This window comes from Variovorax sp. 10N420 (genome assembly GCF_056394705.1).
In genome coordinates, this window is the sequence record NZ_JBFTIJ010000009.1 from 1 (window position 1) to 13,841 (window position 13,841).

Consider the following 13,841-nt stretch of genomic DNA (forward strand, 5'->3'; position numbering starts at 1 on the left):
GCGGCGATGTCCACGATGACCGAACCCGGCTTCATCGACTTGACCATCTCCTCGGTGATGAGCGTCGGAGCGGCGCGCCCCGGGATCAGCGCGGTGCTGATGACCACGTCAGCCTGTGCAACGCGCTTGGCCACTTCGATCTTCTGGCGATCGAGCCAGCTCGGGGGCATGGGGCGGGCRTAGCCGCCCACGCCTTCGGCGGCTTCTTTTTCTTCGGCGGTCTCGTAGGGCACTTCGATGAACTTGCCGCCCAGGGACTCSACCTGCTCCTTGACCGAAGGGCGCACGTCCGAGGCTTCGATCACGGCGCCCAGGCGCTTGGCAGTGGCGATGGCCTGCAAGCCGGCAACGCCCACGCCCARGATCACCACGCGAGCGGCTTTGACAGTRCCTGCRGCGGTCATCAGCATCGGGAAGAAGCGCTGGTACTTGTCCGCGGCCATCATCACGGCCTTGTAGCCGGCGATGTTGGCCTGGGAGCTGAGCACGTCCATGCTCTGCGCACGCGTGGTGCGCGGAGCSGCYTCCAGSGCAAAGGCCGTGAGCCCCGCCGATGCCAGGCGCTGCAGCCCGGGCGCATCGAAGGGGTTGAGCATCCCCACGAGCACGGCGCCCGGCTTCATCAGCGCGATCTCGTTGTCAGAAGGCGAGCGCACCTTCAGCACGATCTCGCAGCCGAGGGCCCCGGCAGCATCGGTGATCTCGGCACCCGCGGCCTCATAGGCGCTGTCGGTCAGGCTCGCCGCCACCCCCGCACCCGATTGCACTCGCACGGTGTGGCCCTGCGCAACCAGCTTCTTGGCGGTCTCCGCAGTCACGGCCACTCTGGTCTCGCCTGGCACAGTTTCGGCCGGCACGCCTATCAGCATGGAGGTCTCCTCGGGGTAGCTTGGGAATTGGCGCCAGAGCTTACATGAAGAACCGGCCCGCGCGGTGTCCGCTGCGCGCCACCGGAAAGGACCCATGACACGCCGGCTCTATGCGTCGCGCTACCAATTCAATAGCAGATTCAGCATACGCAGCGACCTCGATAGGTACACTTGGGCCGCCCACGACCGAGACAGAGATTCTTGGCGCGGGACATAACGAGATACAGGGAATGGACCATGCGAATTGCAGCGCTTGATGACGAGGCGAGCCAGCTCGAACTCATCCGGCACACGATGGAAAACATCGGCCACGAATGCCACACCTTCAGCGAAGGCAAGGCGTTGCTGCGGGATCTCCGCCAGCAGACCTACGACTTGTTGATCCTCGACTGGAGCCTTCCGGACGTGCAGGGCCCCAGCATCGTCCACAGGATCCGCGGCGAACTCAACAGCCGGCTTCCCATTCTTTTCGTGACAAATCGGCGCGAAGAGCAGGACATGGTCGAAGGACTGGCTGCCGGCGCCGATGACTTCATGGTCAAGCCGATCCGGCTCGCAGAACTGCAAGCGCGCGTTCGCGCTCTGCTGCGCCGCTCATACCCCGCCCGATTTGAAGCAGACCTCGTCTTCGGCGACTACCAGTTCACGCTCGCAACGCGCGCGCTCCGCGTCCGTGGACAGCCCATCGAACTCAGCTACCGCGAATACGAGCTTGCCGTCTTTCTGTTCCAGAACATGGGCCGCTTGCTGTCGCGCGAACATCTGCGCGAGGCCGTCTGGGGAGAAGGCATCGACACGCCCTCCCGTTCGCTCGACACGCACATCTCGCGCCTGCGCATGAAGCTCAACCTTGTCCCGTCCAACGGCTTCCTGCTGTCGGCGGTGTACAGGCTGGGCTACCGGCTCGAAGCCATCGAGGACCAGGCGCTTCGGCCGCTCTATTCATGAAGCACCGGACATGAGGCACTGGATCCGGCGCAGAGGATCCTGGTTGTTGCTCGCTGCGGGACTGCTCTCGCTGGTCACTTTGCTCAGCATGACCCGGCCCATGCCGCGCATCGACCGGGTCTTGCAAGACAGCGCGCGCGCCGCGTTGGCTTCACCACCATCGCAAGACATCGTCATGGTGGCCATCGACGAAGAGAGCCTCGCCGCAATCGGCCATTGGCCCTGGCGACGATCGGTGCACGCTGAACTGCTGCGGCAAATCGCCGTTCATTCGCCGCGATGCGTCGGGCTGAACCTGCCGCTCGTAGAGCGCGATCTGAGCCATCCGGAAGATGACGCAGCATTGGCGCGAGCAATGAGCGACAGCGGCTGTATCGTGCTGCCGATGCGGATCCGTACGCTGGGCGCCCGGGATGTGCAGGAACTCCTGCCGGCACCCGAACTGGCCGATGCCGCCGACGCTATCGGCCATAGCCGGCTTGCCTTCGACAGGGACGGCATCGCGCGGAGTGTCTATCTGCACGAGGGCTTCGCGGGAAGCCTGCGGCCGCACTTCGCATTGGCGCTGCGCGATGCGGCGGAAGGTCGAATCACGCTGCCGACGGAGCCCACGCCGGTTGGGGCCGACGCCTACCCACGAAGTTGGCTGCGCACCAATCCGGAGAGAATCGTCTTCTCGCGTGGCGCGGACCGCTTCAAGACCGTCTCCTACATCGAAGTCCTGAACGGCAACGTGCCGCCCGACGTGTTCCGCGACCGCTACGTGCTCGTCGGCCCGACCGCACCGGGGCTGGGAGATCTGCATGCCAACGTCGCGCCTGACGTGCCCGGCCTCATGTCCGGGATCGAGATCTATGCGAACGTTCTGCAGACCCTGATCTCCGGGCGGCATGTCACGGTCGCCGAGCCTTGGCAGAACTTGCTCTTCAACCTCGTGCCGCTGGCGGTGGCGCTCCTCGGCGTCCTGTGGCTGAGGCCGGCTGGCGTCATCGCGCTGGTCGGCGCCATGCTGCTGTTCCAGCTTGCCATTCACCTCGCTCGTCCATCGGTGGGCGTGCTGTTCGCTCCGGCGGCTGGCGTGACCGGCTTGCTGCTGCTGTATCCGCTGTGGAGCCTGATGCGGCTTTCGGCGGCCTTCAGCTACCTGCGTAAGGGCACTGAGGAATTGACGCGCGAACTCGGCCAAAGGGCCCTGGAGCCAGCGCGGCGACCTGCGGGCGATTTTCTCGATCGCCAGATGGTCGCGACACAAACGGCGATCGATCACATGCGCGACATGCATCGCTTCGTGCGCGACGGCCTCGATCACTTGCCCGATGCAACCATGACGCTGGACACCGCAGGCCGAGTCGTCCTCGCCAATGGCGCGGCGTTGGGCTACTGGCAGCGCAGCCTGGCAGAAATGATCGGGCAGGATGTGCACGTCCTGTTGGCCGAGATTCGCAGACGCACCACGGGCGCGCCGATGATGCCGCTTGGCGCTCTCAGCCGCGAGCTGCATCCCATCGTGGGCGAGAGCGTGGATCCGCAGGGCCGCGTGCTTCTGCTTCGCTGCGTGCCATTCTTCAACGCGGCCGGCGCGCATGCCGGTTGGATGATTGCGCTGGTCGACATCTCGGAGATGAGGAGCGCGCAGAGCCAGCGCGACGAGGCGTTGCGCTTCATCTCGCATGACGCGCGCGAACCCAGCGCGGCGATCCTCACCATCGTCGAACTGGCGCGTGAGCGGCCCGAAGCGTTCACCCAAGCATCGCTGCTGGAGAGCATCGAGCGCCACGCGCAGACAGGACTCGAACTGGCCGACGGATTCGTCAACCTCGCGCGCGCGGAAGCCGAACCGTTTCACACCGAGGTGCTCGACCTGATCGACTTGCTGCGGCAGGCGATCGACAACGCCTGGGCGCGCGCGCAGCGTCAGCAGGTCGATGTGCTGCTGGTCACCCGGTCCGAAGAAGCGCTTTGCATTGCGGATCGCAACCTGCTCAACCGCGCATTTGCCAATGTGCTGAGCAACGCCCTCAAGTTTTCTCCACAAGGCGCCGCTCTTGAATGCAGCATCCGCGAGGACGAACGGCACTGGCGCATTGCGTTTCAAGACGAGGGCCCCGGCATCGCCGTCGAGCTACAGTCGCAGCTGTTTCAGCCCTTCCACCGCTTGCACCACGAAGGCCATCCGGAAGTGCATGGCGTCGGGCTCGGGCTGCTGCTGGTGCGCACCGTCGTGCACCGCCACGGCGGAACCGTGGAGATCGACAGCGCCGCCGGTACGGGCTGCACCGTCACCCTGGTGCTGCCGAAGCCGACGATGGCCGAGGTGGAGGCGCTGGCACCCGCGGCTACTCAGGAGCAATGAACATGGCAATTCGCTGGAAGCCCAACGTCACGGTTGCGGCAGTGATCGAGCAGGACGGACGCTTTCTGCTGGTCGAGGAAGAGACCTCCGACGGACTCATGCTCAACACGCCGGCCGGCCATTTGGATCCTGGCGAATCACCCGCCGAGGGATGCGCGCGCGAAACGCTGGAAGAGACCGCGCATCACTTCACACCGACGGCGCTGATCGGGATCTACATGGCCCGGACGGTGCGCAAGGAGGACATCACCTACATGCGCTTCGCCTTCGCCGGCACGCTGGGCGCGTTCGAGCCGGAGCGCGCGCTTGACGAGGGAATCGTGCGTACGCTGTGGATGACGGCGGATGAAATCCGGGCCAGCAAGGAGCGCCATCGGAGCCCCTTGCTCTTGCAGTGCGTGGAGGATTATCTGGCGGGGAGGCGATATCCGGTCGAGCTGATCCACGTCGACGAATCGGTTCAATCATCTCGCTTCGGCAAAGGCCGTACGACTTGCAATTGATCGCAGGCTCAAATCGACCCGGAGACCCTCAACTCAATGACTCGATCCGCCATGGCTATCGTCTCGGGCCTATGAGCGATCGCAAGACGCGTCATTGGCAGGCTACGGATAGCCTCGTTCACTTCCCTTTCCTTGGTCACATCAAGGTGGCTGGTCGCTTCGTCAAGAATCAAGACGCTGGGCTGTCGATACAAGGCGCGGGCCAGTAGGATGCGTTGTTTCTGACCACCCGAAAGACTGCTGCCCATATCGCCGTTGAGAGTGAAGTATCCCATCGGCATCGCGAGAATCTCCGCATGTATCGCGGCCAGCCCGGCCGCCCCGCTCACTCTTTGCAAATCGATAGAGTCGTCGAAGGCGGCAATATTTTCCTGAAGAGTGGCGGAGAACAACTGATCGTCCTGCATCACTGCAGCAACCTGTCGGCGCCAGTTGCCGAGCCCTATGTGGTTGAGCGGCGTGCCATTCACTCGTACCACTCCCTCGGTCGGCTCTAGCAAGCCAAGCACAATCTTGGCCAGGGTAGTCTTCCCACATCCTGTTGCGCCGACAATAGCTACGTGCTCGCCAGACTTGATTTCCAAGCTGACATGGCGGAGCACCCACGGTGCGCCGCTGCCATAGCGAAAGCTGACATCGTCAAGGGCGACGGTCGGTGGCTCGGGTTTGGTGTCCGATTCGGTAGCCGCTGTGGGCGCGTAGTGCCCCAACGCTTCACGCTCAGTCAACACGATGTCGGACAAGCGCTCCGCGTGCAGCCTGAGCATCCGCAGCGCCATCAGGTTGTCGATGAGCCGCTGCGAGCGCGCTGAAAATTCATCCTTGTAGGCGATGAACGCCATCAGCATCCCTACCGTGAGCGTGCCGCTGATGGCGAGCGACGCGCCCAACCCGAGCACGGCCATGCTACTCATGCCAAAAACAAGGCCGTAACCCGCACCGAAGGCCAGGGTCATCTTCTGCGTGCTTGTGCGACGGTTTGTAGCTTGAACGACGAAGTTCAGCCAACGCGCCGCACGCTGCTCCTGCAGACCTGCAATCTTGATGGTCTGGATACCGCGCAAGCTTTCAAGAAAATGGGACTGCGCCTTCGCTTCATGCGTTAGCACTTCATCGTTGGCGCGGTGAAAAGCGTCGTGGGGCAATATGCGGATCGCAGCATAGATGAGCACCCCGGCCACCGCAACTGCAGCAAGCTTGGCACTGTAGAGCAGCATGACAACCAGTGTCACTGCAGCGAACAATCCATCTAGCACTATCTCAACCAAGCGCCCCGTCACCGTCTGCTGGATGCTTTGCATCGATTGGAATCGAGACATTACGTCGCCAGTGTGGCGGAGCTCGAACCATTGGGTCGGAAGATGCAACAAATGCCCCATGACTCGCGCAGACCACTGCAAGCCGAACTGAACCGAGGCCACGATGCCCAGCCATCCACGAGCAGCTTCAAGACCAACTTTGATGAGAGTGGCGAGTGTCAGCCCGATTAATAAAAGCCCAAGCAGGTCGATGTCACCGGACACGATCGCGCCGTCGATGATCCATTGCGCGAACAATGGCGTTATTAATAGCACAGTCTGTAAAATCGCAGCCAAGACAAAGAGTTGTCCAAGGCTCCGCTTCATCCCCTTCAGTTTTCCGACCAGTTGAAACCACTCAACGGCTGGGCGAGGCGTGATGCGCTTGAATTCAGGCGCGGGTGTGAGTTCAAGCGCCACCCCAGTAAAGTGAGAACTGGCTTGCTCGAGTGCGATACGACGTGTGCCCCGCGCAGGATCATGTAGGACAAGCTTTCCACGCCTGCAACCAACCAATACCACAAAGTGACTCAAGTCCCAATGCAGAATGCAAGGCACGGTCAGCTGGGTAATTTCTTCAAGCTCCAGACTTAGCGGCCGCGCACCTAAACCGAGAGCACCCGCGGTCTTGGCAAGTTCGCCGAGACTGGTGCCACGGATCGATATGCCGAACTTCGCGCGCAGCTCGGACATTTCGTAAGAGCTGCCATGGTGAGCAGCAATGTACCCAAGGCACGCGAGGCCGCATTCAGTGCTGGTGGACTGTAAGTAGGAGGGCATATTCTCCGTCAAATAATTGTTGAGGCCGTTATGCGGCGCAAGACAAAAAAAATGACTCTGCTCTCGCAGAGTCACCATGATCATTAAATTATCGAGCGTTTATTGGCTCATTCGTCGCCATCTCTGTCGTCGTAACAGATCTCCGGTGGCGTGTACGGCGCACAGACGTCCCCTCGACAATCAATCACGTTATCTGAGGTCTCGCTACCGGACCATCCCATTCCGCCACCCACGAGCTCCATCTCTTCAATTTTCAGAGTTCTCATTTAGATCTTCTCAATTAAAAACTAGCAACCATTGTCGTAAATCGATTCCGTTAACCGCGATAGCGCCTCCTTTCTCATGACGTCTCCATGCATTTGCGCAACCTCTGCCTCGCTTGCAGAGAGCGTCTTCTTTATTTGATCCAACTTGTCGCTCTCCAATTTCTTCAACCCGCAGAAAGCATAAGCCAGAGCGGCGGGAGTCGATTTTTTTGACCTTATGACGTTCAAAAATACATTTTCCGCGCCTTGTTTGGCCAAAATACGTTCAAATTCGATATCTGCCACAAACTGATGTCCCGCAAATCCTGCGAGTCCGCGCGTATAAACTTTTGCATCCATCAAAACCTCAATACTCGTTTGCTGCTCCTCGTCTACTGTTGCGGCAGACGCAAAAGGCAAAAACGCCGCGCACGCGATCAGTAAAGTTGAATTTCTAATTTTCATTGGCAGTATTTTCCAGGTTGGATTGATCCATATTTCGACACGAATTTCTCTCCACAGGCGGCGCTGCTTTGACCAAGGATTAAAACCAGCACAAAACTATTTCTCTTTTGAAGAGCGAGGAGTTGATGAAGAGCCGTCGAAGACAGGCGAGACAATGTCGTGCGCAGTCAGATGCTGAAAGAGCGCCTCGATCTTCGACTGTTGCTCTGCGGAAACTGATATCGACTCGACTGCAGTTTCGGGCTGAGAAAACAGTTTGGCGAGATGTTCTCCGCTACTCCTGTCAACTGAAATGACCTGACCGTTCACCACCGGTTGAGCGGCTGAAGGCATCTTGGTCTTGTAGGCAGAGTTGAGCCTAAACTGGCCCATCTTTTCGACGGAGTTCCCACGTCTCCCCAGCGTCTCGAGCGAGAAGCGAGACACCACTCGTTCCTTGAAAAAAAGCTCTCGCTTGTAGGCGGCAACGTTCTCCTCGTCGCATATCAGTTCGCCTGCGATTTTCGCGGCCGCGACAATGCCCGGCATTTCCGCGCTCTCAGCTTTTATTGATTGTCGAAGCGCGAGTGCGGTCGGGAGTGTATTGAAGCATGACCAAGCAATGTAGTCCCTGAGAAACATTGGGTGGACGCCAACTGCAATGTGAAAGGTCTCTTCCTCGGGCAGCGGGATGGCCTCATGCCACCATCCGCGCGGAATGTAGAGGATGTCTCCTGCCTCCAGAATTCCATCGAATACGGGTCTGCTTGGACACTCCTGCTTGTGCAGCTTGCTCTTTTGTTGAGCCAGTGGCAATTCGAATGTGGGCGGAAACACGCGCCAATGCTTACGCCCAATCAATTGAACTGCAAAGACGTCGTGTGTATCCCAGTGCCGTGCGAAGGTACCCTCGCCTCCGAATGCGGCATAGCCATTCGCAACGGCTTTTTCGCCCACGAAACGCGCAATCTCCATTGCAAGGTCGTGCACGGGCTCCAATTTCGTCTCCAGACGATTCAGAACGAGGGTGGCGCCCTCTCGCATGTAAAGATAGAACGCCTCTTTCACTATCTTTGTCCGATGCAGCGAGAGATCGGCGAACCGCTCCACGTATCGCTCCGCAGGCACGGGACCATTCTTGAAGAGCTGAAGCAAGCCGTCGCTTGGATCCCATGAGAAAAGTGCCGTATTGATGTCTTTCCAACTGACTGGATAACCAGTGAACGCACCCCTGCGGATCCACAGTTTTCGTTCATAGTAGTCGGCAATAAACTCCTCTGCGGAGATCCCAAAATCGACCATTGGTAAAGCCCTTCCCTGGTGCGTTAAAACAATTTTTGTAAGCCAGACAATGGTTCAAAGATCCACTCGATCAACTGTCTGCGTTCTTGTTCAATGTCTGCGTCAAGAGCCATTCCCGGGGTAAGTGCCAGTGACTTGCCGTAAACATTCACCGTCTGTGAATCAGGCTTCACGACGACGCGGTAGAGACCCTCTTGGCTGACTAGTGCCAGCGGCGCCGTAGCACTCAGTTCGCTTGGCTGGAGAGGGCTTCGCGATACTTCCGTCACGACGCCACCGTAGTGCCCAAACTTCTGATAGGGGTAGGCCTGGTAGCGAATCCTTACCCGCTGATTTGGCTCGACAAACCCGATGGCACGCGAGGGCGCAAAAAGATGAACCTCGAGTTCGAAGCCATCCGGGAGAAGTGTCGCGAGCGCCTGGTTGCCCGATGGCTGGCCGAGCTGCGCGGTTATCGCCGTGATGACACCGTCGATCGGAGCGGTAACTGCCAAACGATCGCGCGTGTGGGCTTCCGCGGCTTCTTGGTCAAGAGTCGCCAGATCTCGTTCGAGTTCTGCAATCTGTATTTCCGTGTGCGCGCCAGACTGACTTAGCTCATTTTTGACAGCGACGATCGTGCTCGCCAGCTCGGCCTTTTGTCGCTCAGCGCCAATGACTTGAACGCGCACTGTCTCAACTTGATCTTCTTTGTCCTGAAGTGCTACTTCCGAGATAAAACGCTCCTTTGCAAGAGTGCGGTGACGTTCCAGAATCCGTGTTGCTGTTGAAACGCGGCGGTCATGCAGTTCAATTTCTTGTTGAACGCGCCGCTGCTGGTCTTGCAACGTCAGTAGTCGCGTGCGCAATCCCTCTTGAATTTGATCTCGCAGAAGTCGCACCGTACGAATGTTTCGCAGAATGCTTTCACGGCGTTGTGCGAGTGAAGTGGCTTGGCTGTCGGATAGCCGCTGGTTCTCAAACGCATCTGCCACGCGTCGATCATCTGACAGGACGAAAAGCAGTTCCCCACGTCGTACTCGTTGACCTTCTTCAACATGCCTTTGCGTGACCATCCCAGGCGCAGCAGGAAAGATGCGGATCGTGCCTCGCGTGGGCACGATCAGACCGACTGCAGTCGAGCGCTTGGTGTAGCTGCCGAGAATCAAGTAGCCACAGATTGGTGACCCGATCAGGACTGCAGCGAGCACCGAGACCCAGCTCGGCCATGACCGTGCCAGCACGATCGGTCCGTACGGCGATTCAGCGCCACGTCTCAAAGCTTCTTCGCGGAACACGCTCACGGCTGCAATCCAGAGTCGCGGAGGAGTTGATTCATCCGGGTGAACTTGGCCTATGGTTCAGCCCGTTTGTTTCTGATTTCATGACCACTCCAGTTCATCATGGTTCGAACTACGGCCCAAGGGAAGGGAGTCGAGTTCACAGGTACAGGCTTTAAAACTGGACTGTTCCTCGGTCAGACACCCCAGCTTGAAAATCAGTCTACGAATCGTCGATCTGGTGGCAAATGAGACAAATCTCAAAGTGCGTGAAGCCTGCCAGCGTTGTCGACCTTATCCAACGGCAAGAGAGCCTGAGGCGGTCGTTAAGAGGCGTTCAAACTGACGACGAGCCCGGTGCTGCCGGATTCATTCCTCGGTAGACGGCGGACAACTGCGGGGGCTGGTCATCAACCGATGGTCATTCAGCTGGACGAATTGAGCATCCGGACTGTTGCGCACATACGATCAGTGCTCAAGAACCCGCACCCCCTGGAAGGTTCGCCGGCCACAGACGCGGCTGCGAGATGCGAGTGGATGGCGGCCGTCCTCAAGCGGCCTCACTACAGGTTCCTCGGGCGAGAGGACCGAGGGGTGGTCTTGCAGCTTTGTGCCACTTCCCGGCTTCGGTCAGGCCCGGCTCACCGGGGCCGTGACGGGCTCTGACCTTGCGCTACGCTGGAGAAGCTCGCGAGCCGACCGGACGTGGGCTCTTTCCTGCATGAAGGCACTACGCTCGATGGCTTGCTGGAACTCGCTCGCGCCCAACGGACATTGAGGCGGCTCGGCAGGCTCGCGAAGCATGTTGCACCAGCTCGCCCGTGGAAACACGCGCGCCTACAGAGTTGTCTGGAGCTTCGCTGCCATCTGAGCTGCCTGATCCGATGCGTGGTCAGTGCCGCCCGCTCGCGCGATCACGCCCCCTCCCAAACAGACCTCGCCGTCATACAGCACCGCCGACTGCCCCGGCGTCACCGCCCACTGCGGGTCGGCGAATTCCAGCCGAAACGCACCATCGGCTCCGTCGCCCAACCGGCACGCAGCATCGGCCTGCCGATAACGCGCCTTCGCCGCATAAGCCCCGTTCGAAGGCGCATCGCCCGCGACCCAGCTTGCATCGTCCGCTTCAAGTGCCGGTGACAACAGCCAAGGATGCTCATGTCCCTGGACCACCCAAAGCGTGTTGCTCTCCACATCCTTCCGAGCCACAAACCAAGGTGCATGCTCACCCGCGCCACGCTGCGCGCCTTTTTGCTTGACGCCGCCGATACCTAGGCCCTGCCGCTGGCCGAGCGTGTAGAAGCTCAAGCCCTGGTGCTCTCCAATGCGGCGACCGCGTTCGTCCTTGATCGGCCCCGGCTCCTTGGAGATGTACCGGTTGAGGAACTCGCGAAACGGCCGCTCGCCGATGAAGCAGATGCCGGTCGAATCCTTCTTCTTCGCGTTGGGCAGGCCGATCTCGTCGGCAATGCGCCGCACTTCGGTCTTGCGCAGTTCGCCCACCGGGAAGAGCGTCTTCGACAACTGCTGCTGGTTCAGGCGGTGCAAGAAGTAGCTCTGGTCCTTGGCCGGGTCGAGCCCCTTGAGCAGCTCATGCCGGCCGGTCACCTCATTGAGCCGCACACGCGCGTAGTGACCGGTGGCGATTTTCTCCGCGCCCAGGCGCATTGCATGGTCCAGGAAGGCCTTGAACTTGATTTCGGCGTTGCACAGCACGTCAGGGTTCGGCGTGCGGCCGGCCTGGTATTCGCGCAGGAATTCAGCGAAGACGCGGTCCTTGTAATCGGCGGCAAAGTTGACGTGCTCGATCTCGATGCCCAGCACGTCGGCCACGCTCGCGGCGTCGATGAAGTCGACATTCGACGAACAGTACTCGCTGTCGTCGTCGTCTTCCCAATTCTTCATGAAGATGCCGACCACCTCGTGGCCCTGCTCTTTCAGCAGGTGCGCCGTGACCGCGGAATCGACTCCGCCGCTCAGGCCCACCACGATGCGCTGCTTTTTCATGGGTGCGGATTGTCCCAGCACCCGCAAACCGTCGCCCGTATCCGGGAAATCACCGAGAGGCCCAAGCGTGCCGGCGGCTGGTCGGCTTCCACAATCGACAGGTCAACCGGAGAAAAACATGGTTCCTTCCGCCTCCAGCGCTACGCCTTGGACAAAGTGCTACCCGACCGGCATGCGCTGGGATGCCAAGCTTCCCACCTGCCCCGTGCAACAGATCCTCGATGACACCGTTGCACGATGGGCAGACCGGCCAGCCATCGACTTCATGGGCCAGGTCATGAGCTATCGGGAATTCGGAGATGCCGTGAATCACGCGGCCAAGGGCCTGCAAGCGCTTGGCGTCGGGCCGGGGGTGCACGTCGGTCTCTACCTGCCGAACACGCCGCACTATCCCATTGCGTTCTTCGCCATCCTGAAGGCAGGCGGCACGGTGGTGAACTATTCACCACTGGATGCCGAGCGCGTGCTGGCCCACAAGGTCGAGGACAGCCGCACGGACTTTCTCGTGACGCTCGACCTCGCATCGCTCTACCCGCACATGGCGCGCCTGATCGGCAATTCGCGTCTCAAGAAGCTGATCGTCGGCAGCCTCACGGACTACGGCGCCGCCCGCGATGCAGTTCGGGCGCACCTTCAGGGTGCCGGCCAACTGGCCGAAGTGCCAACGGACGAGCGGCACATGTCTTTCACGCAACTCCTGGGCAACGATGGCCGCTTCGTTCCGCACGTGGTGCGCTCGGTCGACGACGAGATCGTGGTGTTGCAGTACACCGGCGGCACCACCGGGCTGCCGAAAGGCGCGATGCTCACGCACGCCAACCTGTCGGCGGCCTGCGCGCAATACCTCGAATCGACAGGCGGCGATCCGCCGATCCTGGATCAGGGCGTCGAACGCATACTGGCCGTGCTCCCGCTGTTTCACATCTATGCGCTCAGTGTGAACATGATGCTCGGCATCCGCCTGGGCGCACTGCTGGTGCTTCACACGCGCTTCGACCTCGATGCGGTGATGCACGACCTCGCCGCCAAGAAGATCACGATGTTTCCCGGCGTGCCGACGATGTTCACGGCCATCATCAATCACCCGAAAGCGCGCGAAACCGACCTGCGTTCGTTGAAGTTCTGCGGCTCCGGCGGAGCGCCATTGCCGGTCGAAGTGGAGCACCGCTTCTTCGAACTCACAGGCTGTCATCTCAACGAGGGCTGGGGCATGACGGAGACGTCACCGACCGGCACCTTCACGCCAGCGCGCGGCATGCGCAAGGCGGGTTCGTGCGGCATGCCGCTGCCGGGGATTCACCTCAAGCTCATGAGCCTGGACGATCCATCGAAGGAAGCCGACCTCGGCCAGCCCGGCGAGTTGTGCATCAAGGGCCCGAATGTGATGAAGGGCTACTGGAACAACGAGTCAGCCACCGCGGCGTCGATGACACCGGACGGTTACTTCAAGAGCGGCGATGTCGCCAAGATGGACGCTGACGGCTTCTTCTACATCGTCGATCGCACCAAGGACATGCTGCTGTGCGGCGGCTACAACGTGTATCCGCGCGTGATCGAGGAAGCGCTGTACGAGCACCCCGACGTTGCCGAAGCGTGCGTGATCGGCATTCCTGACGAATACCGAGGCCAGTCGCCCAAGGCTTTCATTAAGCTGAAGGAAGGCGCGGCAGGCTTCACGCTGGACGAACTCAAGCTCTTCCTCAAGGATCGTCTCGGCAAGCACGAGATGGTCGGCGCGATGGAGATTCGAAGCGAGCTGCCCAAGACGGCAGTGGGCAAGCTGTCCAAGAAGGATCTTGTCGACGAGGAAGAGCGCAAGCGCCGATAGGCGGC

The 13,841-nt window shown here is 60.3% G+C and carries 10 protein-coding genes; 4 read left to right on the forward strand and 6 right to left on the reverse strand.

Translation table 11 applies throughout. The annotated features are described in order from the left end of the window. Positions 1-869 (reverse strand): NAD(P) transhydrogenase subunit alpha (locus AC1DEK_RS21805; RefSeq protein WP_478127378.1); only part of this gene is annotated, 869 nt, incomplete at its 3' end. Between the two features lie 237 nt (positions 870-1,106). Between AC1DEK_RS21805 and AC1DEK_RS21810 the strand changes: the two genes are divergently transcribed. Genes AC1DEK_RS21810 through AC1DEK_RS21820 form a run of 3 tightly spaced genes read left to right on the forward strand, consistent with a single transcriptional unit; the run spans position 1,107 to position 4,673 of the window. Then, positions 1,107-1,817 carry a response regulator transcription factor gene (locus tag AC1DEK_RS21810; protein WP_478127379.1) on the forward strand — a complete coding sequence of 237 codons (711 nt, stop codon included), beginning with the start codon at positions 1,107-1,109 and terminating at the stop codon, positions 1,815-1,817. Positions 1,818-1,827: 10 nt separating this feature from the next. Beyond that, a complete protein-coding gene (locus tag AC1DEK_RS21815; RefSeq protein WP_478127380.1) occupies positions 1,828-4,170 on the forward strand; it encodes a CHASE2 domain-containing protein in 2,343 nt (780 codons plus the stop codon). A 2-nt stretch (positions 4,171-4,172) separates the two neighbouring features. Next, positions 4,173-4,673 carry an NUDIX hydrolase gene (locus tag AC1DEK_RS21820; RefSeq protein ID WP_478127381.1) on the forward strand — a complete coding sequence of 167 codons (501 nt, stop codon included), beginning with the start codon at positions 4,173-4,175 and terminating at the stop codon, positions 4,671-4,673. An 8-nt stretch (positions 4,674-4,681) separates the two neighbouring features. Here the strand turns inward: AC1DEK_RS21820 and AC1DEK_RS21825 are convergent, their stop codons facing one another. The 5 genes from AC1DEK_RS21825 to mnmA all read right to left on the reverse strand — a co-directional run bounded on the left by AC1DEK_RS21825 (position 4,682) and on the right by mnmA (position 12,008). Beyond that, the gene (locus AC1DEK_RS21825; RefSeq protein ID WP_478127382.1) at positions 4,682-6,835 is read right to left on the reverse strand and encodes a peptidase domain-containing ABC transporter; all 2,154 of its coding nucleotides are present in this window, start codon (positions 6,833-6,835) and stop codon (positions 4,682-4,684) included. Between the two features lie 203 nt (positions 6,836-7,038). Continuing rightward, on the reverse strand, positions 7,039-7,461 hold the full coding sequence (locus tag AC1DEK_RS21830) for a hypothetical protein (protein WP_478127383.1): 423 nt from the start codon (positions 7,459-7,461) through the stop codon (positions 7,039-7,041). 96 nt (positions 7,462-7,557) lie between these two features. Continuing rightward, a complete protein-coding gene (locus AC1DEK_RS21835) occupies positions 7,558-8,742 on the reverse strand; it encodes a cupin domain-containing protein (RefSeq protein WP_478127384.1) in 1,185 nt (394 codons plus the stop codon). A 23-nt stretch (positions 8,743-8,765) separates the two neighbouring features. Beyond that, on the reverse strand, positions 8,766-10,025 hold the full coding sequence (locus AC1DEK_RS21840) for an HlyD family secretion protein (RefSeq protein WP_478127385.1): 1,260 nt from the start codon (positions 10,023-10,025) through the stop codon (positions 8,766-8,768). Positions 10,026-10,838: 813 nt separating this feature from the next. Continuing rightward, positions 10,839-12,008 (reverse strand): tRNA 2-thiouridine(34) synthase MnmA, encoded by a 1,170-nt coding sequence (gene mnmA, locus AC1DEK_RS21845; RefSeq protein ID WP_478127386.1) that lies wholly within the window; start codon positions 12,006-12,008, stop codon positions 10,839-10,841. 118 nt (positions 12,009-12,126) lie between these two features. Between mnmA and AC1DEK_RS21850 the strand changes: the two genes are divergently transcribed. Then, positions 12,127-13,836, forward strand: coding sequence for a long-chain-fatty-acid--CoA ligase (locus tag AC1DEK_RS21850; protein WP_478127387.1), 1,710 nt, complete (start codon positions 12,127-12,129; stop codon positions 13,834-13,836). The last annotated feature ends 5 nt before the right edge of the window (positions 13,837-13,841 follow it).

Coding starts and splice junctions, on each gene's coding strand:
- AC1DEK_RS21850 (WP_478127387.1), top strand. CDS start 12,127: ATGGTTCCTTCCGCCTCCAGCGCTACGCCTTGGACAAAGTGCTACCCG.
- AC1DEK_RS21835 (WP_478127384.1), bottom strand. CDS start 8,742: ATGGTCGATTTTGGGATCTCCGCAGAGGAGTTTATTGCCGACTACTAT.
- AC1DEK_RS21825 (WP_478127382.1), bottom strand. CDS start 6,835: ATGATCATGGTGACTCTGCGAGAGCAGAGTCATTTTTTTTGTCTTGCG.
- mnmA (WP_478127386.1), bottom strand. CDS start 12,008: ATGAAAAAGCAGCGCATCGTGGTGGGCCTGAGCGGCGGAGTCGATTCC.
- AC1DEK_RS21830 (WP_478127383.1), bottom strand. CDS start 7,461: ATGAAAATTAGAAATTCAACTTTACTGATCGCGTGCGCGGCGTTTTTG.
- AC1DEK_RS21820 (WP_478127381.1), top strand. CDS start 4,173: ATGGCAATTCGCTGGAAGCCCAACGTCACGGTTGCGGCAGTGATCGAG.
- AC1DEK_RS21810 (WP_478127379.1), top strand. CDS start 1,107: ATGCGAATTGCAGCGCTTGATGACGAGGCGAGCCAGCTCGAACTCATC.
- AC1DEK_RS21815 (WP_478127380.1), top strand. CDS start 1,828: ATGAGGCACTGGATCCGGCGCAGAGGATCCTGGTTGTTGCTCGCTGCG.